The following is a 22,342-nucleotide window of genomic DNA, read 5'->3' on the forward strand; positions in this document are numbered from 1 at the left end:
NCCTGCTCGTCTCCCGGTCCGCGCGGCTACGGCCGCACCTGATCAAAATTCTTCTCGCGATGATCGTGGTGTGCGCGGTCTGGACGTACACCGTCGCCAGCGGCGGCGCGCCGCACTCGCGGGTGTACCTGGCGCTCGACACCCACGTCGCTCCGCTGCTGATCGGCTGCCTGCTCGCCGTCTGGCGCGACGCCCGGCTGCGTGCCCTGGCCGAGGAGGAGCCGGTCGCCGACCCGCCCACGGGCGGACGCCGCCGCCGGCACTCCCCGCAGCCGGGGAGCAGGGTCACGCCGGTCACCTCGGCCGCCGTCGAGCGCTGGACGGTGGGGCGGCGCATCGCCGATCTCGGCCTCCTGGCCGGGATCGGGCTGATCCTCTTCGCCTTCCTCGGGCCGAACAAGGACACCCACGAGGCCAACTGGCTCGATCATGCGGCGTACATCCCGAGCGCCCTGCTGGGTGCGATCGTCATCCTCAGCGCGGACCTGCGCCGGGACACCGCCTGGGTCCGCCTGCTCGGCAGCCCGCGGATGGCCTTCCTCGGCAAGATCACCTTCAGTATCTACCTGTGGCACTACCCGGTCATCTCGGCGGCCAACGGTCAGCTCGTACCCCGGATCGGGCTGTGGCCCTCGGTGGTGTGCGCCGCCGCCGCCAGCACGTTCATCGCCTACTTCTCGAACCGGTTCGTCGAGAAACCCGCGCAGCGGGCCCGCCCCACGTGGGCGGACACCCCGCGCGGACCGGCGACGACGAAGAGCTCCGCCGGCCGCCCCGCGCCCGAGCCGACCGGACGGTCCCAGGCCACCGGCCGGCCTGAGGAGACCGGCCGACTCCAGGGGGCTGGTCCGCTCGAGGGGGCTGGTCCGCTCGAGGGGGATGGCTGGATCGAAAAGGACTGGCGGTCCGAGGACACCGGCCGCGACGAGGACACCGCCCGGCTGGTACTCCCGGGCAACGCCGGCCGGGCCGCCGCCGGCCATCGCACCGGTGGCAACAGGCGCGGCGATGCCCGGTATGCCGACCCCGACCTCCTTGACGCCCCGCTCGCCGACTCCGGGTACGTCGACGCGGGATACGGCAGCGGCCGCCCGGACCGCGGCGAACCGAGCGCGCCCGACCGGCGATACCCGCAGCCGGTCGGGCGTGCCGCGGGCCCCGAACCCGGTACCCGTCCCGACCCGCGATGGCACGACGCCGCCCAGGATCCTGGCGCCCAGGAACGTGCCGTCCAGGATCGTGGCGGCCGAGGCTGGGGCGAGCAGCAACCGCCCGGCTTCCACGACCGGGAACCGGGCGGCCGCCCGGTTCCCGATCCGCGCGGGGGAGGACTGCCGGGCTTCGCGGAGCCGGACGCCGGCGACGATGCCGACGTCTGGATCGACGAGGGGTACGCGCGCCCCCGTGCCGGCTACGCGGCCACGACGGCCGACCGGACCTGGCCACCGCGCACCGTTGGTCAGCGCGGTTACAGCAGCGTCGGGGAGCACGAGGATCCCGACGGCTACGGCGTTCCGGCCGACTACGGCCCGTCGGTCGGCTACGACGTTCCGGCCGGCTACGGCGTTCCGGCAGGCTACGGCTCAACGGCCGGCTACGGCGCTCCCGGAGGCTACGGCGCCGCCGGAGGCTACGGCTCTTCGCCCGACTATGGCGCTGCGGCGGGCTACGGCCCTTCGGCCGATCACGGCGCTCCTGGCGGAGGCTACGGCGCTTCGGGAGGCTACGGCGCTTCGGGAGGTCATGGCGCTTCGGGAGGTCGTGGCGCTCCCGGGGTCTCCGACGCCTCGGCGGCGGGGTATGGCGTTTCGGCGGACTACCGCGGCGCAGGCGGTTACCACGGTCTGGGTGGTGACCCGCTCACCGGCCCGACCCCGCCGCCGGTCGGGCCCGCCTACGTGGACCATGCCTATCTCGAGGAGCCGCACTTCGGGCCGGGATCCGGGTACGGGCCGGGGCCGGGGCTCGACGCGGACGAGCGGCCCCGGGTGCAGGGGTACGACTCCCACCCGCCGCGTGACCCNCTCGCTCACCCCGGGCATGATCCGGACCGACGCGGCTACGCCGACGGCGCCGGCCACGACCGCGGGGTGGGCGGCGGCTGGCCGTCTGCCGCGGGTCCCGATCCCGGGCGCGGCACGACCGACGGTCGTCTTCGGGGCGATGAGGGCGGGCGCCACGGCGGGTACGACCGGTGGTCCGGCGACGGGGGCGTGCCCCGCAGGGGCCGCTGATCCGGGCATCCCGGATCCGGGGTGACCCGCGTACCTGGCCTCGCCCGATCGGGCCGTACCCTCCAGGTCGAAGCGGACGGAAGGGAAGGACGGTCATGATCGTTGCGGTCATGGGGGCGGGGCGGCTGGGCGGGGCGGTGCTGTCCGGCCTGTTGGGCTCCGGGCACGCGCCCGGGGACGTCGTCGTGGCCGAGCGGGACGCGGGCCGGGCCGCCGAGATCGCGGCCCGCCACGGCGTCGAGGTGCACCCGCCGACGGCCGCGGCGGCCAAGGCCGACGTGCTGCTCATCGTGGTCAAGCCGCAGGACGTCGCCGCGTTGCTGACCGAGATCGCGCCGGTGGTCCCGGCCGGCACACTGGTCGTGTCGCTCGCGGCCGGGGTCACCACGGCGGCGATCGAGCAGCGGCTGCCGTCGTCGCCCCCGGTCATCAGGGTCATGACGAACACGCCGCTGCTCGTCGGGGAGGCGATGTCGGCGATCTGCGGCGGCCGCCACGCCGCGCCGGAGCATCTTGCCGCCGCGCAGGCGCTGCTCGAGCCGGTCGGGCGGGTCACCCAGGTCGCGGAGTCCCAGCTCGACGCGGTCACGGCGCTGTCCGGCAGCGGGCCCGCGTACTTCTTCTACCTGGTCGACGCGATGGTGGAGGCGGGCGTGCTGCTCGGCCTGCCGCGGCCGCTGGCCACGGAACTCGTCACCCAGACGGCGCTGGGGTCGGCCCGGATGCTGCGCGAGAGCGGCGAGCATCCCGCGCTGCTGCGGGAGGCGGTCACCTCACCCGCGGGAACGACCGTCGCGGCGCTGCGGGAGATGGATCGGCGGGGGGTGCGCGCGGCGCTGATGGACGCGTTGGAGGCCGCCGCCGACCGCTCCCGGGAACTGGGCCGTTCGTAGTCGGGACACCGGGCGCGACGTGGTTGGTCCCCGCGGCGGGTAGGCTCGCCCGGTAACTTCCTCAACAGATCGGTCGGGTACGTGGGCTCAGTCATCAAGAAGCGTCGCAAGCGGATGGCCAAGAAGAAGCACCGCAAGCTGCTGAAGCGCACGCGCGTTCAGCGTCGCAACAAGAAGTAGGTTCCCGGCCCACGGCCGGCGGGGGGACAAGCCGGCGGCCGGCGGATGGTCGGCTGGGCCCACGTTCCCCGTCATCGACGTCTTTCGACGTTTCATCACTGCCTGGCGTAGGTCTCCCGTGCTGACAGGAGCCTCGCCGCGTCGCTCTGCGTGCTTAAGCCATGACTCTGTGGCAGGCTTGCTCCGCGGGGGCGGCAGCGCGGCCGGTCCGCGGGCAGGGGGACGGCATGACGGGATCGTGGATCAACTTTCTGTCCGACTACGGCGTCGACGACGCCTGCGTCGGGGTGTGCCACGGGGTCATCGCGCGGCACGCCCCGTCCGCGCGCGTTCTCGACGTCTGCCACTCGATCGCGCCCCAGGACGTGGGGCATGCGGCGATCACACTCGCCGGGGCGGTCGGCTACCTGCCGGCCGGGATCCACCTCGTCGTCGTCGAGCGCCTCGACGCCGACGGCTACACCCGCGGGGTCGCGGTCCGCACCACCGACGGCTCGGTGTTCGTGTGCCCGGACAACGGCGTGGCCTCCCTGGCCTGGGAGGCCCTCGGGGGGATCGCGGACGTCCACGAGATCGCCAACCGGGAGCTGTGGCTGCCGCTGCCCACCGCGGTGTTCCGCGGCCGGGACGTCTACGCGCCGGTCGCGGCGCGGCTCGCGGCCGGCCTGGAACTGACGGACGTCGGTCCGCGGCTCGACGCCGCCTCGCTCACCCGGTTCCGGCCGCGCGCGTGCAGCGTCGACGACGATCACGTCCACGGTGAGGTCGTCTCCATCGACCACTTCGGCAACCTCTCGCTGAACGTGACCCGCATCGACCTGGAGGCCGCCGGCATCCTGCTCGGCGATCGGGTCGAGGTCCGGGCCGGCAACCGGCTCATGCGGCTGACCTTCACGCAGACCTACGGCGAGGTGCCGCGGGGCGGAGTCACCGTGTGCGAGGACGCCCTGCGCCGCGTGATGATCGCGGTGAACTGCGGCCGGGCGTCGGACGCACTGCGGCTGCGCCGCCAGGACGCGGTCGTGATCGCGCAGCTTCCCCGGGACCCCTCGGCGTTCCGCATCGTCCAGGATCTGCCGCTCCCCGCCTGACGATGTTCACATGCTGTAGTCGACACGCCGAATAATCTCACGCTGCGCAGTGAGGGTAGGAAGTATGGGCGTACGATGACCGCGGCGGGGTCGCGTGCATCGTCCCCGACCGGGTACGGCCACCGGCGATCGAAGGTGGCCGACGGGTCAATCCGGCGGGCCCGTGCGGCCCCGGCGCCGGAGGGACACCTGCGGGCGTTGCGGGGAGACTGTCATGAGACCACGCCGGGTGCTGGTTACCNGTGTCGCGCGGCCGCTGGGTGCCCAGGTGGCGATGGCTCTCGCCGCGGATCCCGCCATCGAGGCCGTGGTCGGGGTCGACACGGCGGCGCCCGACGCGGATCTCGGTCNCACCCGGTTCGTCCGCGCCGACATCCGGCACCCGTTGATCGCCAAGGTCATCTCCACCACGGAGGTCGACACGGTGCTGCATCTCAACGTCATCGCGACCCCGCTGGGGGCGGGCGGCCGGGCCGCGATGAAGGAGATCAACGTGATCGGCACGATGCAGCTCCTTGCCGCCTGCCAGAAGGCGAGGAGCGTCAGCCGGCTGGTCGTGAAGTCGACGACGTCGATCTACGGCTCCTCCCCGCGCGACCCGGCGCTGTTCACCGAGGACACCGAGCCGCGATCCCTGCCCACCGGCGGCTACGCGAAGGACGCCGTCGAGGTCGAGGGCTACGTGCGCGGCTTCAGCCGGCGCCGACCCGACATCGCGGTCACGGTGCTGCGCTTCACCAACATCCTTGGTCCGCAGGTGGACAGCCCGCTCGCCCGGTACCTGGACCTGCCGGTGGTGCCGACGGTGCTCGGCTTCGACCCTCGCATCCAGCTTCTGCACTCCGACGACGCCCTCGCGGTCCTCCTGCGCGCGACCCGCGGCGACCACGCGGGCACGTTCAACGTCGCCGGGGACGGGGTGCTGCTGCTCTCCCAGGCGATCCGTCGGGCGGGCCGCCCCTACCTGCCGGTGCCCTTTCCGGCGATCGGCGCGCTCGGCGGCGTTGCCCGCCGGCTGCGGCTCGTCGACTTCTCCGCCGAGCAGCTCGATCTGCTCGCCCACGGGCGCGCGGTCGACACCGCCCGCCTGAAGACGGTCTTCGGGTACCGGCCCCGATACTCGACCGTGGAGACCTTCGACAACTTCGTCCGGTATCGCGACCTGCGGTTCACCATCGACCACGAGCTGGTGTCCCGGATCGAGCACGGCCTGCTCGGCTCGCTGGACCGGCGCCGGCTGGTGGGTTCGCCGTGACGCCTCCGACGGGTGGGAACGGCCGGCCACGGCGGACGGGGGAGGGCGCAGCGCATGGCGGACCGTGACGAGTCCCGGGGGGACGCGCAGATCATCCCGCTGAACAGCGAGGAGCGAGCGGGCCTGGCGGACGGCGCCCGCCCGGCCCGCCGCGCCCGCCCGCGACCCGCCGCCCGCACTCCGGCGGCCCGGCCCGCGCGGCCCGGCGGATCCGCCGCGGACGCCCCACCGTCGGATGCCCCGGCGGCGGATGCCCCACCGTCGGATGCCCCACCGTCGGGTGCCCTGTCGGCGGACGCCCCGGCGGCGGATGCGATGACGGGGGCGTCCGCGGCCGCCACCCACGGCGTTGCGGGGAGCGTCGATTCGGCCGCTGCGGATGCCGGCGAGCCCGCTCCCCGACGGCGGGTCGACCCGGGTGTGCATCGGCTCAACGGCGCCCGCCCCTCACGAGCGAAGCGGCCTACCAGCCGCCCAGGGCCCACCGACCGTGCCGCCGGCGACCCGGCCGCCGTCACCGACCCCGCCACCGCCGCCACCCGTGACGGCACCGGCAGCGACCGCACCGGCACCAGCACCGGCACCGGCCGTACCGCAGCAGACCGCACCGGCGGTGGTCGCACCGCCGCGGGCCGCACCTCCGCAGGGCGCACCGCCGGCGACCGGGCGAGCTCCGGACCGGGCGCCACCGCGAGGCAGGTCCCGCGGATCAGCGTGGACGGCGGTGCCGCAAGCAGCGCCGAGGACGGCACCACCGAAAGCGACCGCGGCGGCTTCGAGGCCGGCGACCTGGAGACGGCCCTGGCCGGCGTACTGGCCTTCCTGCGCCGGCGCATCACCGGCGACTACGTCGTCGACGAGCACGGGTTCGATCCCGACCTCACCGAGCACGTGATCGCACCGCTGCTGCGCCCCGTCTACCGCGACTACTTCCGGGTCGAGACGCGCGGGCTGGAGAACATTCCCGACGTCGGCGGCGCGCTGGTGGTGGCCAACCATTCCGGCACCCTGCCGATGGACGCGCTGATGATGGNGATGGCGATCCTCGATCACCATCCCGCCCACCGCAACCTGCGGATGCTCGCGGNCGACCTGGTGTTCGCCGTGCCTTTTCTCGCCCCGTTGGCCCGCAAGATCGGTAACACGCTGGCCTGTCAGGCGGACGCGGAGCGGCTGCTCACCGCGGGGCATCTGGTGGGAGTCTGGCCGGAGGGCTTCAAGGGCGTGGGCAAGCCGTTCAGCGAGCGCTACACGCTGCAGCGCTTCGGCCGGGGCGGCTTCGTCTCCGCCGCGCTGCGGACCGGGGTGCCGATCATCCCGTGCACGGTCGTCGGCGCCGAGGAGATCTACCCGATGATCGGCAACGCGAAGTCGCTCGCCCGCCTGCTCGGCCTGCCCTACCTGCCGATCACGCCCACCTTCCCGTGGCTGGGCCTGCTGGGCCTGATCCCGCTGCCGTCTAAGTGGATCATCGAGTTCGGGGAGCCGGTGCCGACGGATTCCTACCCGGCGGAGGCGGCGGACGATCCGATGCTCGTCTTCGAACTCACCGACCGCATCCGCGAGACCATCCAGCACACGCTGTACAGCCTGCTGATGCAGCGCCGGTCGGTGTTCTTCTGAGCCGAGCGACGCCGCGGCCGGGCCGGCCGACCGCGGCGGGCCGCGGCGATCAGACGCTGGCCACCCGGCGACGCAGCGCCATCCCGGCGGCGACGCCGCCGGCCAGCGCGCCGGCGCCGGCCGCGGCCGGAATGCCGATCCTGACCGCCTTGCGGGCCGTGCGGAAGTCCTTGATCGGCCACTCCCGCTCGCGGGCGACCGTCTTGAGGTCGGGATCCGGATTGATCGCCACCGGGTGGCCGACCAGCGAGAGCATCGGCAGATCATTGATCGAGTCGGAGTAGGCCCAGCACCGGGACAGGTCCAGCCCCTCCCGCTCGGCGAGCGCCTGCACCGCCTCGGCCTTGGCCTGGCCGTGGAGCAGCCCGCCGACCAGGTGGCCCGTGTAGGTGCCGTCGGTGACCTCGCTGACCGTGCCGAGCGCGCCGGTCAGGCTGAGACGTCGGGCGATGACCGAGGCGAGCTCCACGGGCGTCGCGGTGACCAGCCACACCCGCTGGCCGGCGTCCAGGTGCTGCTGGGCCAGGGCGTGCGCGCCGGAATAGATCTGCTCGGCCATCCGCTCGTCGTAGATCTCCTCGCCGTAGCGGACGATCTCGGCGACCGAGCGCCCGGCCACGAAGGCCAGGGCCGTCTCCCGGGCGTCGCGCATCCCGTCCGGGTTCTCGTGGCCGCGCAGCCGGTACGTGACGTGCTGCCAGCCGAACCGGAGCAGGTCACGCGAGTCGAAGAAGTCCCGCGCGGCGAGGCCGCGGGCGAAGTAGAAGATCGAGGCGCCGGCCATCATCGTGTTGTCCACGTCGAAGAACGCGGCGGCGGACTCGTCGAGCGGGGGCCGGGGAACCTCTTCGGCCGCGACCTTCAACGCGGCGATGGCGGCCGCCTCGGCCGCCTGCCTGGTCTCGGCCACACCCCTGCGTCGCACCCTCATCAGTCATCTCCATGCAGTTCGCGGTGGAGCGAGGGGCTCGGCCCGGACGGTGACGCTCGGCCCGGACGGTGACAGGCCCACCGCCCACTCGTCGTCACCACCTCGGCGCGTCAGATTCCACACCTCGGTTCGTCGGCACGCCGTCAGACTACGGCCCGACCCCTGTCGGTGGCTGCAGGCGGTTCAGATCCGGCGGCGCAAAAGTGCCGGTGGGGCAAGAAAGGTGTCGTGGTCCACGGATGATCCGAAGATCCGTCGTCACCGGCGCCGGTGGGTGCCCGGGCCGTCAGGCCGGCCCCGCCGCGGGCAGGCTGCGGGCGAGGGCGCGCAGGGCGCGCAGCTGCAGCGCCCGCACGGCACCTTCGTTGCGGCCCATCGCGAGTGCCGTCTCCCGGACCGACAGGCCCTCCAGGAACCGCAGTGCGATGCACTCCTGCTGGTCCGGGCGCAGCCGGCGGACCGCGTCCAGCAGCTCGCGGTGGGTCAGCACGGCGACGATCGACTCCTCCGGGCCGGGCACGGCGAGCGCGGTGGCCCGCTCGTCCGCCGCGGCGAGGATGTCGGCGGTCGGGATCTCGAACCGGCGCCGCGCCGAGCGGGCCTGGTCGATCAGCAGGTTGCGGGCGATGGTGACGAACCACGCCCCGATGTCGCGGCCCTGCCAGCGGAACGCGCCGATGGTGCGCAGTGCTCGCAGGAACGTCTCGCTGACGATGTCCTCGGCCGCGACGGGGTCGCCGCCCAGCCGGTACAGCGCGTACCGGAACACCAGCTCGGCGTAGTGGTCGTAGAGCAGGCCGAAGGCCTCGGCGTCGCCCTGGCGGGCCCGCGCGACGAGGGCGGCGCGCTCCGACTCCGTCGGTCCCTCGGGGGCGGCCGTGCCGCGGCCCTGGGTCGGGCTGCCAGCCCCGAGCTGTTCGGGGGCAGGCCGACCGCGGCGTGCCGCGGGGCCCATCCGGACCGCCTCGGCACCCCCGCCTGCCCTGCCGCCCGCCCCACCTGCCTCGCCCACCGAGGGCGGTGTCTCGGTGGGCGTCCCGGCTGCCGGCAGGGGGACGGCCACGGCCGCGACTGCCGACCAGAACCGGCGCAGGGTCACGCGGATCCGCGCGTCGCTGGGCAGTAGGGGAGCCGGCGACCGCAGCCACGCGTCCGGACCGCGCCGCACCGCGGCGAGGCCGGCGGCGAGGTCGGCGAGCGTGCAGTCGGTCACAGCCCGGCTCCGGAGGATGCAGTCGCGACAGGACGGGCCGGCAGGCCCGGTGCACGTGAGGGCGCAGGTAGCTGAGTGTAGCCGCAAGACGAACGCGCGGCAGTCGTAGATCGAGGTCGCGCCGGTCCCGGTCACCGTCGTGACCGGCGGAAGCCGCCTCGCGGCGGACTTACCATCGGGTTATGGACGACGACGGGTCGGGATCGGCGCAGCCCGGCGGCGGGAGCNCTCGGATCACCCTGCTCACCCGGGTGGGCTGTCATCTGTGCGACACCGCGCGGGACGCGGTCGCGCGGGTGGCGGAGCAGGAGAGGGTCGGGTGGCGCGAAGCGGATGTCGACGCCGATCCGCGGCTGGCCGACGAGTACGGCGACCGGGTGCCGGTCATCCTGGTCGACGGTCGGGAACACGGTTACTGGCGGGTGGAGGAGGAGCGGCTGCGGCGGGCGCTGGCCGGACGCCGGTGGTCCCTGCGTTCCGGCGGGGGTCGCTGATCCGCTGGTCGGGCTCTCCCCAGCACTTCGTGAATCCCTTCACGAAGTCGTACACTGCCCGTCGACAGCCGACTTGTGGCGCCGGCAACCGCATGCGGAGGGTCGGCGGGGCCACGGGTTCGGGCGCACAGCTCCGGGCGGNGACGCGCGCCCACAGATCGGAGCCGCGGATGAGCCAGCCCCGGCGTCGCCCAGCGGTGATCCGGCGACGAGCCCGCAGTGAACCGCATTCCGGCCGCTCCGTGGTGCCGGAGGCCACGGTCGCCCGGCTGCCCCTCTACCTCCNGGTACTGACCACGCTCGCGGAGGGTGGGGTGCACACTGTGTCTTCGGACACCCTGGCCGCCGCCGCCGGCGTCACCCCGGCGAAGGTCCGCAAGGACCTTTCCCACCTCGGTTCCTACGGGACGCGGGGCGTCGGTTACGAGGTCGACGTCCTGCTCGACTGCATCGCCGCGAANCTCGGCCTCACCGAGGACCGCTCGGTGGTGCTCGTCGGCGTCGGCAACCTTGGTCACGCCCTGGCCGGCTACGGCGGGTTCCACGCCCGCGGCTTCCGTATCGTGGCTCTGGTCGACGCGGATCCGGAACGGGTCGGCGAACGGGTCGGTTCGGTGATCGTCCGGCCCGTGGACGAGCTGGAGCGGGTCATCGTCGAGTGCACGGTCACGATCGGCGTGATCTGCACTCCGGCCGCCGCGGCGCAACAGGTGTGTGACCGACTGGTCGCCGCGGGGGTCACGAGCATTCTCAACTTCGCCCCCACGGTGCTGTCGGTGCCGGAAGGGGTGGACGTGCGTAAGGTCGACCTCGCCGTGGAGCTTCAGATCCTTTCCTTCCATGAGGCACGGAAACGTCCGTCCGCGCCTCGCGAGGGACCGCCCGGTGGGCCGGCGCTCGCCGGCACCGGCGCTGTCGCGAGCCTCGACGGGACGGGCGCCGACGGGGCGTCGCCGGACGGCGCGTGGCCCGATCGAGCCCGTCAGGCATCGCAGGGGTTTCCCGCCGCCGAGACCGCGGCGGACGGGCGCTCGGCCGGGGAGACCGCCTCGGGCGAGACAACCAGGGTGAGGACCGAGACGGATGAGGTCGTGCGGGTGACTCGTCAAGCCGGACAGACACGGCCGGCGCAGGCGGTTCGTCAGGTCGGGCCGGTCCGGGAGAGCCGGCTCGGGCAGCCGGCACCGCACCGGGTCCATACCGGCGAGCCGTCCCCGCCGAGCCGCGGCACCCCGCCGGGCGCGGGCGCACCGTTCGCCGGCGACCGCCGGTGGGGTCTGGCCGGAGGACGCGCGCAGGGTCTGGCGGGGGGTGGGGTGTCGTGAGCCTGCTGGTGGTGGGCCTCAACCACCGGACCGCCCCGACCTCGCTGCTCGAGCAGGCGTCGGTGTCCGGCGACGACACCCCGAAGGTCCTGCACGATCTCGCCGCCGCGGCGCACGTCAACGAGGCGGTCGTGCTCTCGACCTGCAACCGGACCGAGATCNACGCCGACGTCGAGACCTTCCACGGCGGGGTGGCCGACATCTCCGACCAGCTCAGTCGCATCTCCGGGATCGATCTCGGTGATCTGGCCGGCCATCTGTACGTCCACCACGACGCCCGCGCGGTCGGCCACCTGTTCTCCGTGGTCTGCGGGTTGGACTCGATGCTCGTCGGCGAGTCGCAGATTCTCGGGCAGGTGCGCGGCGCGTTCCGGACCGGGCAGTCGGCCGGGGTCGCGGGCAGCGCGCTGTCCGGGCTGTTCCAGGCGGCGCTGCGGGTCGGCAAGCGGGCCCACTCCGAGACGTCGATCGACGCCGCCGGCGCCTCGATCGTCGCGGTGGGCATCCGGCTCGCCGCCTCCAGCCTCGGGATCCTCAGCGAGGTGCCGGCCGTGCCGGTCGCGCCGCCGGGCGGGGTCGCGGGCGAGCTCGGGGGCGCCGCGGTGCTCGCCGCGCCCGTGGCCGAGCCGCCGCCGCTGGCGGGTGCCCGGGTGCTGCTCATCGGTGCCGGCGCGGTCGGCTCGCTGGCGGCGCAGACCGCCCGCCGGGCCGGCGCCACGGAGATCGTGATCGCCAACCGGACCCCGGCCCGGGCGGCTCGGGTCGCCGAGATGCACGACGGCCGAGCCGTCGGCCTGACCGACCTTCCGCACGAGATCCTCATGGCCGACCTGGTGATCTCCTCGACCGGCGCCACCGGTCTCGTCGTCGACCACGACCTCGTGGCCGCCGCGCTGCCCGGGCGCGGCGGGCGACCGCTGGTGTTCCTCGACCTGGCCCTGCCGCACGACATCGACCCGGGCGTGCGCGCCCTGCCCGGGGTGAGCCTGATCGATCTGGAGGCGCTGCGGGTCGCGCTCGACGGCGCCCAGGTGGCGCACGACGTGGAGGCGGTCCGCGCCCTGGTCTCGACCGAGGTCGCGGGCTTCCTCGACCGCCGCCGCGCGGGTCGGGTCGCGCCGACCGTGGTCGCGCTGCGGGCGCACGCCGACTCCGTCGTGCACGGCGAGCTTGCCCGGTTGCACTCCCGCCTGCCCGACCTCGACGATCGGGAGTGGGAACTGGTGGAGGGCGCGGTCCGCCGCGTCGTCGACAAGCTGCTGCACGCCCCGACCGTGCGGGTGCAGCAGCTCGCCGGCGCGCCCGGCGGCGATTCCTACGCCGAGGCCCTGCGGGAACTGTTCGATCTGCCGCGCGAGGTGCCCGCCGTGGTGTCCGCGCCCGATCTTGATCTTGTGGAGCGTTCGTGACGGCGATGGAGCCGACCAGCACCGAGACCGACCCGACGGCCCTGGGCGCGACGCTGCGCGCCCGGTTCGCGGGTCGCCGGCTGCGGCTGGGCACGCGTCGTTCCGCGCTGGCCCTGACCCAGTCCGGCATGATCGCCGCGCAGTTGCGGGAGAGGGTGGGCTGCGCGGTCGACCTCGTTCCGATCGTAACCGCCGGTGACCGGTCGCCCGCGGAGATCAGTCAGATCGGCGGTACCGGCGTGTTCGTCAGCGCGCTGCGCGACGCCCTGCTGGCCGGCGAGATCGACCTGGCCGTGCACTCCCTGAAGGACCTGCCGACGGCCACCCCGCCCGGCCTCGTGCTCGCCGCCGTCCCGACCCGGGAGGACACCCGGGACGTGCTCGTCTCGCCCAGCGGGCGGGGGCTCGCCGCGCTCGGGCCGGGCGCCCGGGTCGCGACCGGCGCCCCGCGCCGCGCCGCCCAGCTGCGGGCGCTCGGGCTCGGGTTCGACGTGGTCGCGATCCGCGGCAATGTCGACACCCGGCTGAAGAAGGCCATCGACGGCGAGGTCGACGCCGTCGTCCTCGCCTATGCGGGACTGGCGCGCCTGGACCGTCTGGACGCCGTCACGGAGATCCTCGACCCCGAGGTCATGCTGCCGGCGCCCGGCCAGGGCGCGCTGGCGGTCGAGTGCGCCGCGGAGGCCGGGCTCAGGCTGGCCGGACCGGCCCGCGCGCTGGTCGCGGCCGGGGCCGGGGACCACGCCGACGGGGATCGCCCGGGCGCGGAGGCCGGGCGGGACGGGCGGGGCCGGGGTCCGGATGTGGGACGGAACAGTGGCCAAACGCGGTCAGATCATGGTCAGCCGCTCGATGGTGGCCTTGCCGAGCTGCTACGGTTTGTGCTCGATGACGCATCGTCGTCCGTCGCGATCAGAGCGGAACGCGCGTTTCTCGCTGGGATCGAGGCTGGATGNACCGCCCCGGTCGGCGCTTTGGCAGTGGCAGAGCCTGCGCCGGCGGCGGCCGTCGGCACTGTGGCACCGGCCGGCGATGCGTCCCCCGCGGGTCGACTGCGCCTGCGGGCGGTCGTCGCCGCGCCGGATGGCAGCACCGTCCTCCGGCGTGACGTGACCGGGTCCGCCGTCGACCCGGAGGCGCTCGGGCAGCGCCTCGCGGACGACCTGCTGTCCGCCGGAGCACACTCGCTGATGGGAATTCGCTGAGCATGGCCACCCGACGCACGAAGAAGCCCGTCTCCCCGGTCGCACTCGTGGGTGCCGGCCCCCGTGACCCGGGCCTGCTGACCGTCCTCGCGGTCGAGACCCTCTCGTCGGCCGACCTCGTCGTCGCCGACCCCGACGTCGCGCCCGCCGTCGTGGAGAACCTCTCCGCCGAGGTGCTGCGCATCGGGGACCTGGAGGCGTCCAAGCCGGTCCGCGACGCCGAGGCGGCCACCGCCGCGGTGGTCAGCCGGGCCCGTGCCGGGGACAGGGTCGTCCGGCTCTACGCGTCGGACCCGTGGCTGACCCGCATCGGCGCCGCCGACGCCCAGGCGCTCGCCAAGGCCAAGATTCCCTACCGGGTCGTGCCCGGGGTCCTCACCGGCGCCGCGGTGGCCACCTACGCCGGTGTCGCGCCCGGCTCGCCGATCACCTTCGCCAGCACGTCGGGCGTGTTCTCCTCGTCGGGGACGCTCCCGGCGCCGTCGCCGTTCGGCGTGGGCGAGCCCGTGGGCCCGCTGACCGGCCCGCCCTTCGGCGCCGGCCGGCTCGGCGCCCGTCCGATGACCGGGCTGGGCGGCGGCCTCGGCGGCGGGCTGGGCGCCGGCTTCGGGTCGCCGCTGGGGCTGGGCAGCCCGGGTGGGTTCGGCGGGTTCGGCGCGCCGGTTCCCTCGCCCGGCGACGTCGACTGGGCCGCGCTCGCCCAGGCGCCCGGCACGCTCGTGGTCACCGCGGCGCCGACCGAGGTCGGCAAGGTCGCGGCGGCCCTGGTGGAGCACGGCCGCCCCGGGGACACCCCGATCGCGGTCACCGTGGACGGCACCACCACCGACCAGCGCACCGTCACCTCGACCCTCGACCGGGTCGAGGCGGACGTCGCGCCGCTGCTGACCGCCGCCCCCGCGCCGATCACTCAGGTCGTGCTCTCCGTCGGGGCCGTCGTCGCCACCCGGACGAAGTTGTCCTGGTGGGAGACCCGGGCGCTGTTCGGCTGGACGGTGCTGGTGCCGCGGACCAAGGAGNAGGCGGCGATCCTGTCCGACCTGCTGCGTTCGCACGGTGCGAGTCCGCTGGAGGTGCCGACGATCGCGGTCGAGCCGCCGCGGACCGCCGCCCCGATGGAACGCGCGATCACCGGCCTGGTGTCCGGGCGTTACCAGTGGGTCGCCTTCACCTCCGTCAACGCCGTGCGCGCCGTGCAGGAGAAGGTCGAGGAGCGCAGCCTGGACGCCCGCGCCTTCNCCGGGGTCAAGGTGGCGGCGATCGGCGAGGCGACCGCCGAGGCCCTGCGCGCCTTCGGGATCCGTCCCGACCTGGTCCCCACCGGCCAGCAGTCCAGCGAGGGCCTGCTGGAGGACTGGCCGGAGTACGACGAGTCGCTCGACCTGCTCGACCGGGTGCTGCTGCCGCGGGCCGACATCGCCACCGAGACCCTGGTCGCGGGCCTGAAGGACCGCGGCTGGCAGGTCGACGACGTGACCGCCTACCGCACGGTCCGGGCCGCCCCGCCGCCCGCCCCGATCCGCGAGGCGCTCAAGGGGGGCCGGGTCGACGCCGTCGTGTTCACCTCCTCGTCCACCGTGCGCAACCTCGTCGGCATCGCCGNCAAGCCGCACGAGACCACGGTGATCGCCGTCATCGGCCCCGCGACCGCGGCGACCGCCCAGGAACTCGGGCTGCGCGTCGACGTGCAGGCGCCGGAGGCGTCCATCCCGGCTCTGGTCGGGGCGCTCGCCGAGTTCGCCGCCGAGCACCGCGAGGAGCTGGGCAAGATCGGTCCGCTTGCGGCCCGCCTGCCCAAGCCGCGCCGCGGCTCGCGGCGGTAGGCCGGCGCCTTCCTGGCCTGTCCAGCCGCAGCGGCGGGGCGGGTAGCGTCGGCGTGGGCCGGCCGTCGTCGTCATCGTCGGGAGGTGCGGGGCTGATGAGCGGGATAGCGGGAGCACGGGGCGCCGGCGGCGCAGGGGCGGGAAACTCCGGTCCGGCGAGGTCGGGGTCGGGCGGCCCGGGGAGCCCGGGCTCGGGCGGTTCGGGCTCGGCCGGTTCGGGGTCGGCCGGGTTTCCGGCGGCACGGCCCCGCCGGCTGCGCCGCTCGCCCGCCCTGCGCCGGCTCGTGTCGAACGTGCGGCTGCACCCGGCGGACCTGGTCCTGCCGCTGTTCGTCAAGGAGGGTGTGGACCAGCCGGTTGCGCTGACCTCGATGCCCGGCGTCGTCCAGCACACCCGCTCGTCGCTGCTCAAGGCCGCCGTCGAGGCGGTCGAGGCCGGGGTCGGCGGGCTGATCCTGTTCGGCGTGCCGGCGGCGAAGGACGCCCGGGGCTCGGCCGCCGACGACCCCGCCGGGATCGTCCAGCTCGCGCTGGCCGACCTCGTCGCCGAGGTCGGCGGGGACATAGTGCTGATGACCGACCTGTGCCTGGACGAGTACACCGACCACGGCCACTGCGGCCTGCTGACCGACGCCGGCGAGGTCGACAACGACGCCACCCTGGCGCGCTACGCCTCGATCGCCGTGGCGCAGGCCCGCGCCGGCGCCGAGGTCGTCGCGCCGAGCGGGATGATGGACGGCCAGGTCGGCGCGATCCGGGCGGCGCTGGACGCCGAGGGCTTCACCGACCTGCCGGTCCTCGCCTACTCGGCGAAGTACGCCTCGGCGTTCTACGGCCCGTTTCGCGAGGCGNCCGAGTGCGCCCCCCAGTTCGGCGACCGCACCGGCTACCAGCAGGACCCGGCCCGCTCGGTGGCCGAGGCGCTGCGCGAGGTGGCGCTGGATCTCGCCGAGGGCGCCGACGCCGTGATGGTCAAGCCGGCGCTGGCGTACCTGGACGTGCTGCGCGCGGTCGNGGACACCGTGGACGTGCCCGTCGCCGCCTACCAGGTCTCCGGCGAGTACGCGATGGTCGAGGCCGCCGCCGCCGCGGGGTGGATCGACCGGGACCGGGCGATCGCCGAGACGTTGACGGCGATCCACCGCGCCGGCGCCGACATCATCCTCACCTACTGGGCCGTCGAGGTCGCTCGCGGCCTCGCCGCCCCCCGCTGACCCCCTCGCCGCTGCCGGCATCGCTCCCGCCCTCGTCGCTCCCGCCCTCGCCGCTCCCGAGTCGGCCCCACCCTGGTGCGGTCCAGCTCCAGCTGTCCCGCCTGTCCGGAGGGATAAATCGCCCGCCGAGGGCTCCGGATTGCGGGGGCGTTCGACGATCGGACTGGTGGGAGGCGTGCGGCCAGATGGTGGCGGGCGCTGAGCGGCGGCGCGCCGGTGTGAGGCTTCTCCGGCATGCGTCGATGGTGGCGCCGGGCGGCCGACTCGACCGGCCGCAGGCGGGTACCCGGCGCGGGCCGCGCGTCGCCGGGCCGCACGTCGCCGGCGTTCTCCCAGGCCACCAGGCGGTGATCCCCCGTCCGGGGGATCACCCCGTTTGGCCCGGCCTGCGCTCGATCGCTGGTCAGGGCGTTGCCGGGCGCAGGGGTCGGGCGGGGTTTCCCGGCCCGGCCGGCGGGTGGGGAAGTTCGGGAGGCTGGGCGGGGGCGCAGCGCCGCGGCCAGGGGTTGCGGGAAGCGCGTCCAGGTCTGTTCCCGTGACTTGCGTCGCCGTGTCGCAGGTACCCCTGGGGGGTAATTGTGTGCCATACGGGGGAGGGGTATGTTCGGGCTGCCGGGCGGATCCGCTCGGCCTGTGGACTGTGGCTGAGGAGACGAGGACCGCGATGNCCGCGACCGCCTACACCGTGACCGGAATGACCTGTGAGCACTGCGCCCNCTCCGTCACCGAGGAGCTGGAGCGGTTGCCGGAGGTGTCCAGCGTCGCGGTGGATCTCGCGGGCAGCCGGGTCACGGTCGTGAGCGCCGGGGAGCTGGCGGACGGCGCCGTCCGCGAGGCCGTGACCGAGGCCGGATTCGAACTGGTCGGCCGGGCCTGACCGAGCCCGCGGGCAGTGCGTCGCCGGGCGGACCGGGGAGGGGAAGCGCGTGACCAACGTCGGGGTCGAGGCCGGTGAGCCGGCCCGGGTCGAACTCGCGATCGGCGGCATGACCTGCTCGTCCTGCGCGGCGCGGGTGGAGCGCAAGCTCAACCGGATCGACGGCGTGAGCGCCTCGGTGAACTACGCCACGGAGAAGGCGACCATCACCCTCGCCCGGCCGGCGCCGGCCGACACGGCAGGCACGGGGGGTCCCGTGACGATCGACGAGCTGATCGGGGCCGTGCAGGCCGCCGGCTACACGGCAAACCTGCCCGCCGCCGCGATGCGGCCGCCCGCCGGGCAAGGCCGCGCGACGGCGACCGCGACAGGAGCGGGCGGTTCGACCGCCGTCGGTTCGACCGCCGTCGGCTCGGACGACGCCACGGAGTCCACCGGCGATGCGGCCGGCGCCGGCGGCGATGCGGAAAGCGCCGCGGACGACGAGGCAGGGCGCCACGGCGCGGATCTGCGGGCGATGCGCCGGCGCCTGACCGTCTCGGCGGTGCTGGCGCTGCCGGTGGTCGTGCTCGCGATGGTGCCCGCCTGGCAGTTCGACTACTGGCAGTGGGTCAGCCTGGCGCTGGCGACACCGGTCGTCTTCTGGGGCGGCCGCCCCTTCCACGCCGCGGCGGCTCGCGGCGCCCGGCACGGTGCGGCCACCATGGACACCCTGGTCTCCCTCGGCACGCTCGCGGCCTTCGGGTGGTCGCTCTACGCGCTGGTCTTTGGTGGGGCCGGTGACCCGGGGATGCGGCACTCGTTCTCGTTCACCGGCGGCCTGTCCGACGTCGGCACCGGCACCGCCGGTGCGGGAATGTCCCACGGCGGCGGAATGTCCCACGGCGCCGGCGGGCACTCCGGCGGCGCCACCGCGATCTACCTGGAGGTGGCCGCCGGGGTCACGGTGTTCCTGCTTGCCGGACGGTTCCTTGAGCTGCGTGCTCGGCGCCGCTCCGGTGCCGCGCTGCGTGCCCTGCTGCACCTCGGGGCGACGGACGTGACGGTCCGCCGTCCGGTGTCCGGGCCCGGGGGTCTGATGGTCGAGACGCGGATCCCGGTCGACGAGCTGTGCCCCGGCGACGAGTTCGTCGTCCGCCCCGGCGAGAAGATCGCGACCGACGGGGTCGTGCTGGAGGGGGTCTCCGCGGTCGACGCGAGCATGGTCACCGGCGAGTCGGTGCCGGTGGAGGTCGGGCCGGGGGATCCGGTGGTCGGCGCGACCGTGAACGCGGGTGGTCGTCTCATCGTGCAGGCCACCAGGGTCGGCGCCGACACGCAGCTCGCGCGTATCGCGCGGCTCGTCGAGCAGGCCCAGAGCGGCAAGGCGCGCGTCCAGCGGCTGGCCGACCGGATCTCGGCGGTCTTCGTCCCGGCCGTGATCACGGCCGCGTTGATCACCCTGGGTGCCTGGCTCGCCGCCGGGCAGCCGGCGACGGCCTCGTTCACCGCCGCGGTCGCCGTCCTGATCGTCGCCTGCCCGTGCGCGCTGGGACTGGCCACCCCGACCGCCCTGCTCGTCGGCACGGGGCGGGGTGCGCAGCTCGGCATCCTCATCCGTGGCCCGGAGGTCCTCGAATCGACGCGGCGGGTGCAGACCGTGCTGCTCGACAAGACCGGCACGGTCACCACCGGCAGGATGCGGACGGCCGCCGTCCACCCGGCGCCGGGGGAGAGCGCCGCCGACGTGCTCCGCCTGGCCGGGGCGGCCGAGGACGCCAGCGAGCACCCCATCGCCCGCGCCGTCGCCGACGCCGCCCGGGCCGCCGCCGGCGGGTCGCTGCCGCCGGTGACGGACTTCGCCAGCGACGCCGGGCTCGGCGTGCGCGGCACCGTCGAGGGCCGGGCGGTCGTCGTCGGCCGGGCCCGCCTGTTCGCCGAGCTGCCGGCCGAGCTCGCGGACGCCCTGGCGCGGGAGCGCGATGCCGGGCGCACCGCGGTCGTGGTCGGCTGGGACGGCGCCGCGCGCGGGCTGATCAGCGTCGCCGACACGGTCAGGCCCACCGCCGCGGAGGCGGTCGCCGCCCTGCGCCGCCTCGGCCTGCATCCGGTCCTGCTGACCGGGGACGCCCACGCCGTGGCCCGCGCGGTCGCCGCCGAGGTCGGGATCGCGCCCGAGGACGTCATCGCCGAGGTGCTGCCCGAGGAGAAGGTGGCGACGGTCCGCCGGCTGCAGGGCGAGGGCCGGGTCGTGGCGATGGTCGGCGACGGGGTGAACGACGCCGCTGCGCTGGCCCAGGCCGACCTCGGGCTGGCGATGGGCGGCGGGACCGACGCGGCGATCGAGGNGTCCGACCTGACCCTGGTCAACGCCGACCCGCGGCTGGTGGCGGACGCGATCCGGCTGGCCCGGGCCACCCTGCGCACGATCCGGGGGAACCTGTTCTGGGCCTTCGCCTACAACCTGGCGGCGCTCCCNCTGGCCGCGGCTGGGCTGCTCAACCCGATGATCGCCGGCGCGGCGATGGCGTTCAGCTCGGTCTTCGTCGTGACGAACAGCCTTCGCCTGCGTCGGTTCGCCCCGCTGCCGCCAGCCGGCCCCGCGGCGTTGCCGTCCGCGCGGCCGGCCCCCACGGTCGCGGCGCGCTCCTAGGCCGGGGCCTCCAGGCGGGGGAACACCGGGGCGGGGTCGGCGACGCGGGGACCGCCGTCGCCGCACTGGGCGGCGATGCGCGGCGCCGCGTCGGGCAGGAACGGGGTGAGATGCGCCGCGAGTTCCCGGCAGGTGGCGACCAGCTCGGCGAGCACGGCGTCGAGGGCGGCGGGGCCCGCGTCCTCCTTGCGCTCGGCCTTGGCGAGGTCCCAGGGACGCGCGGCCTCGACGTAGCGGTTGCCCTCGTTGCCGATCGCCGTGACGGCCTCGGCGGCGCGGCGGAAGTCGAACGCGGTGAACGCCGCATCGATCGTCGCCGGGGCCTGCTCCCGAACCGCCCGCAGCGCCGCTGCCCCCGGGTTGTCCGCCGCGACGGGCGGGATCACCCCGTCCCGGTAGCGCTTCACCATCGACACGGTCCGGTTGACCAGGTTACCGATGTTGTTCGCCAGGTCCTCGTTGGCGCGGGCGAGCAGCCGCTCGGTGGTGTAGTCGGTGTCGCCGCTGCGGGCGACGTCGCGCAGCATCCACCACCGCAGCGCGTCGGTGTTGGACGCGGCGACGATGTCCGCCGGGTCCTCCGCGTTCCCGGCCGACTTGGAGATCTTCTGGCCGTCCGCGGTGAGGTACTCGTGCACGAAGATGGTGTCGGGCAGGCGCACGCCGGCGGAGAGCAGCATCGCCGGNCAGTAGACGGCGTGGAACCGGATGATGCCCTTGCCGATGACGTGGACGCGGGCGTCGCTGTCGTTCCACCAGTGCTGGAAGGTGGCGTCGTCGGTGCCGTACCCGGGTGCGGTGATGTAGTTGCCGAGGGCGTCGAACCAGACGTAGATGACCTGGTCGGGATCGCCGGGCACCGGAATGCCCCAGCCGCGCGCCCGGCTCATGCTCCGGGATGCGCTGAAGTCCTCCAGCCCGGCCTCGATGAACGACAGCACCTCGCGCTTGCGGGTGNCCGGCTCGATACGCAGCCGGTCGGTGGAGATGAGCTCGTGCAACTGGTCCTGATAGCGGCTCAGCCGGAAGAACCAGTTGCTCTCCTCGACGAGGTCCGGCACGGTGCCGTGCTCCGGGCAGCGGCCGTCGACCAGCTCGTCGGGGGAGTAGAACAGCTCGCAGCCGACGCAGTACAGGCCGGCGTAGCTCTTGCGGTAGAAGTCGCCGCGCTCGGCGCAGGCCGCCCAGAGCTTCTCCACGCCGGGCCGGTGCCGCGGGTCGGTGCTGGTCTTGATGAAGTCGTCGAAGGAGAGGCTCAGCGGCTCGCGCAGGGAGATGAAGCGGGCGGCCACCCGCTCGACGTATTCCGCGGGGGTGATTCCCTCGGCCTCGGCGCCCTGGACGTTCTTCAGCGCATTGTCGTCGGTGCCGGTCTGACACCGGACCTCGTCACCGCGCGCCCGCAGGTGCCGGGCGAACGCGTCGGTCTCGACCAGCTCCAGCGCGTGCCCCACGTGCGGCTTGCCGTTGACGTACGGGATGGCCGTCGNCACGAAGTAGCGACCCATCGGTTTCGGATCCTCCCGCCCCGGTGCGCAACCTCGCTGATGAGGCTCCGTCGGGGCCTCATCGGTGGTCTGTCAGGACGCGCGGAAAAGGCCGGATGGCATGGACATCAGCATCATCCGGGGGCTCGCCGCCTCGGCGGTGACACGTGCCGTCGACACAGGGAAATCCTACCCGCCCGCCCCGACCGCGGCCGCCGCGCACGACCCGGCCCGCCTACGGCTTGCGGGCCACACCGGCATGGACACTGACCTCGGCGTCGGTGAGTCCCCCCGCCGACCACCTCCCCCCGCCGGCAGACGGCCACGTTGTGGTGGCACACCCGCGGCACGGCAGCGGCACGCCTGTGGGGTGATCGGTGAACAACGCACGGCTGACCGGGAGTGGTGTGCCGTGGGCATCCGATCATCCGCCAGGTAGCAGCATGTGACCGAAGG

At 74.5% G+C, this 22,342-nt stretch carries 11 protein-coding genes and 23 pseudogenes; 29 read left to right on the plus strand and 5 right to left on the minus strand.

Features of this window, described 5'->3' with window-relative positions:
• Position 1 precedes the first annotated feature (1 nt).
• The 9 genes and pseudogenes from UK94_RS04725 to UK94_RS39860 all read left to right on the plus strand — a co-directional run.
• Positions 2-2,023, plus strand: a pseudogene (locus tag UK94_RS04725) (acyltransferase family protein); the annotation flags it as partial.
• A 306-nt stretch (positions 2,024-2,329) separates the two neighbouring features.
• Positions 2,330-3,127 carry a pyrroline-5-carboxylate reductase gene (gene proC, locus UK94_RS04730; RefSeq protein WP_041938825.1) on the plus strand — a complete coding sequence of 266 codons (798 nt, stop codon included), beginning with the start codon at positions 2,330-2,332 and terminating at the stop codon, positions 3,125-3,127.
• 81 nt (positions 3,128-3,208) lie between these two features.
• Positions 3,209-3,307: an AURKAIP1/COX24 domain-containing protein gene (locus UK94_RS32170; protein ID WP_003948845.1), complete on the plus strand. Its 99-nt coding sequence runs from the start codon at positions 3,209-3,211 to the stop codon at positions 3,305-3,307.
• A 227-nt stretch (positions 3,308-3,534) separates the two neighbouring features.
• Positions 3,535-4,398: an SAM-dependent chlorinase/fluorinase gene (locus UK94_RS04735; protein WP_041938826.1), complete on the plus strand. Its 864-nt coding sequence runs from the start codon at positions 3,535-3,537 to the stop codon at positions 4,396-4,398.
• A gap of 242 nt (positions 4,399-4,640) precedes the next feature.
• Positions 4,641-4,748, plus strand: a pseudogene (locus UK94_RS39845) (epimerase); the annotation flags it as partial.
• A 1-nt stretch (position 4,749) separates the two neighbouring features.
• Positions 4,750-5,653, plus strand: a pseudogene (locus UK94_RS04740) (NAD-dependent epimerase/dehydratase family protein); the annotation flags it as partial.
• A 315-nt stretch (positions 5,654-5,968) separates the two neighbouring features.
• Positions 5,969-6,686: pseudogene (locus tag UK94_RS39850) on the plus strand (glycerol acyltransferase); the annotation flags it as partial.
• A gap of 1 nt (position 6,687) precedes the next feature.
• Positions 6,688-6,740 (plus strand): annotated as a pseudogene (locus UK94_RS39855) (hypothetical protein); the annotation flags it as partial.
• Between the two features lies 1 nt (position 6,741).
• Positions 6,742-7,276: pseudogene (locus UK94_RS39860) on the plus strand (hypothetical protein); the annotation flags it as partial.
• Between the two features lie 49 nt (positions 7,277-7,325).
• Here UK94_RS39860 and UK94_RS04750 read toward each other — a convergent pair.
• The gene (locus UK94_RS04750; RefSeq protein ID WP_041938828.1) at positions 7,326-8,207 is read right to left on the minus strand and encodes an HAD-IB family hydrolase; all 882 of its coding nucleotides are present in this window, start codon (positions 8,205-8,207) and stop codon (positions 7,326-7,328) included.
• Positions 8,208-8,493: 286 nt separating this feature from the next.
• Positions 8,494-9,420 carry a sigma-70 family RNA polymerase sigma factor gene (locus tag UK94_RS04755; RefSeq protein WP_011602207.1) on the minus strand — a complete coding sequence of 309 codons (927 nt, stop codon included), beginning with the start codon at positions 9,418-9,420 and terminating at the stop codon, positions 8,494-8,496.
• Between the two features lie 239 nt (positions 9,421-9,659).
• Here UK94_RS04755 and UK94_RS04760 point away from each other — a divergent pair, with 239 nt between their 5' ends.
• The 20 genes and pseudogenes from UK94_RS04760 to UK94_RS39920 form a co-directional block, all read left to right on the plus strand.
• Positions 9,660-9,914, plus strand: coding sequence for a glutaredoxin family protein (locus UK94_RS04760; protein WP_268761210.1), 255 nt, complete (start codon positions 9,660-9,662; stop codon positions 9,912-9,914).
• A 170-nt stretch (positions 9,915-10,084) separates the two neighbouring features.
• Positions 10,085-10,199: pseudogene (locus UK94_RS39865) on the plus strand (redox-sensing transcriptional repressor Rex); the annotation flags it as partial.
• A 1-nt stretch (position 10,200) separates the two neighbouring features.
• Positions 10,201-10,374 (plus strand): annotated as a pseudogene (locus UK94_RS39870) (winged-helix domain-containing protein); the annotation flags it as partial.
• A gap of 1 nt (position 10,375) precedes the next feature.
• Positions 10,376-11,239, plus strand: a pseudogene (locus tag UK94_RS04765) (redox-sensing transcriptional repressor Rex); the annotation flags it as partial.
• Positions 11,236-11,400: pseudogene (locus UK94_RS39875) on the plus strand (glutamyl-tRNA reductase); the annotation flags it as partial. The pseudogenes UK94_RS04765 and UK94_RS39875, both read left to right, overlap by 4 nt.
• 1 nt (position 11,401) lies before the next feature.
• Positions 11,402-12,648: pseudogene (locus tag UK94_RS04770) on the plus strand (glutamyl-tRNA reductase); the annotation flags it as partial.
• Positions 12,645-13,603, plus strand: a 959-nt coding sequence (gene hemC, locus UK94_RS04775; protein WP_235486490.1) for a hydroxymethylbilane synthase, incomplete at its 3' end; no start/stop codon positions are given. The pseudogene UK94_RS04770 and the gene hemC, both read left to right, overlap by 4 nt.
• A 1-nt stretch (position 13,604) precedes the next feature.
• Positions 13,605-13,853, plus strand: a pseudogene (locus tag UK94_RS39880) (hydroxymethylbilane synthase); the annotation flags it as partial.
• 2 nt (positions 13,854-13,855) lie between these two features.
• The coding region (locus tag UK94_RS39885) for an SAM-dependent methyltransferase (RefSeq protein ID WP_235486492.1) at positions 13,856-14,872 on the plus strand (1,017 nt) is incomplete at its 3' end.
• 1 nt (position 14,873) lies between these two features.
• A pseudogene (locus UK94_RS39890) lies at positions 14,874-15,091 on the plus strand (uroporphyrinogen-III synthase); the annotation flags it as partial.
• 1 nt (position 15,092) lies between these two features.
• Positions 15,093-15,455: pseudogene (locus UK94_RS39895) on the plus strand (uroporphyrinogen-III synthase); the annotation flags it as partial.
• A gap of 1 nt (position 15,456) precedes the next feature.
• Positions 15,457-15,676 (plus strand): annotated as a pseudogene (locus UK94_RS39900) (uroporphyrinogen-III synthase); the annotation flags it as partial.
• Between the two features lie 95 nt (positions 15,677-15,771).
• A partial coding sequence (locus UK94_RS04785; protein ID WP_235486494.1) for a porphobilinogen synthase occupies positions 15,772-16,527 on the plus strand: 756 nt, incomplete at its 3' end.
• A gap of 1 nt (position 16,528) precedes the next feature.
• Positions 16,529-16,690 (plus strand): annotated as a pseudogene (locus tag UK94_RS39905) (porphobilinogen synthase); the annotation flags it as partial.
• A 1-nt stretch (position 16,691) separates the two neighbouring features.
• Positions 16,692-16,890: pseudogene (locus UK94_RS39910) on the plus strand (porphobilinogen synthase); the annotation flags it as partial.
• 668 nt (positions 16,891-17,558) lie between these two features.
• Positions 17,559-17,606 (plus strand): annotated as a pseudogene (locus tag UK94_RS72830) (heavy metal transporter); the annotation flags it as partial.
• A 1-nt stretch (position 17,607) separates the two neighbouring features.
• A pseudogene (locus UK94_RS04790) lies at positions 17,608-17,767 on the plus strand (heavy metal-associated domain-containing protein); the annotation flags it as partial.
• Between the two features lie 49 nt (positions 17,768-17,816).
• On the plus strand, positions 17,817-20,094 hold a 2,278-nt coding region (locus UK94_RS04795; RefSeq protein ID WP_235486496.1), incomplete at its 3' end, for a heavy metal translocating P-type ATPase.
• A gap of 1 nt (position 20,095) precedes the next feature.
• A pseudogene (locus tag UK94_RS39915) lies at positions 20,096-20,224 on the plus strand (hypothetical protein); the annotation flags it as partial.
• Position 20,225: 1 nt separating this feature from the next.
• Positions 20,226-20,399: pseudogene (locus UK94_RS39920) on the plus strand (hypothetical protein); the annotation flags it as partial.
• On the opposite strand, the gene UK94_RS39925 reads toward UK94_RS39920, so the two are convergent.
• From UK94_RS39925 to UK94_RS39935, 3 genes and pseudogenes are all read right to left on the minus strand, one after another.
• Positions 20,396-21,085, minus strand: a 690-nt coding sequence (locus tag UK94_RS39925; protein ID WP_235486498.1) for a class I tRNA ligase family protein, incomplete at its 5' end; no start/stop codon positions are given. The pseudogene UK94_RS39920 and the gene UK94_RS39925 overlap by 4 nt on opposite strands.
• A gap of 1 nt (position 21,086) precedes the next feature.
• Positions 21,087-21,356: pseudogene (locus UK94_RS39930) on the minus strand (class I tRNA ligase family protein); the annotation flags it as partial.
• A gap of 1 nt (position 21,357) precedes the next feature.
• A pseudogene (locus tag UK94_RS39935) lies at positions 21,358-21,888 on the minus strand (class I tRNA ligase family protein); the annotation flags it as partial.
• Positions 21,889-22,342: the final 454 nt, after the last annotated feature.

The organism is Frankia sp. AvcI1, from assembly GCF_001420875.1.
In the GTDB taxonomy this organism is placed as follows: domain Bacteria; phylum Actinomycetota; class Actinomycetes; order Frankiales; family Frankiaceae; genus Frankia; species Frankia alni.

Excerpts from the sequence above, each read along its gene's own strand:
- proC (WP_041938825.1), top strand. The coding sequence starts at position 2,330 with ATGATCGTTGCGGTCATGGGGGCGGGGCGGCTGGGCGGGGCGGTGCTG.
- UK94_RS04750 (WP_041938828.1), bottom strand. The coding sequence starts at position 8,207 with ATGAGGGTGCGACGCAGGGGTGTGGCCGAGACCAGGCAGGCGGCCGAG.
- UK94_RS04735 (WP_041938826.1), top strand. The coding sequence starts at position 3,535 with ATGACGGGATCGTGGATCAACTTTCTGTCCGACTACGGCGTCGACGAC.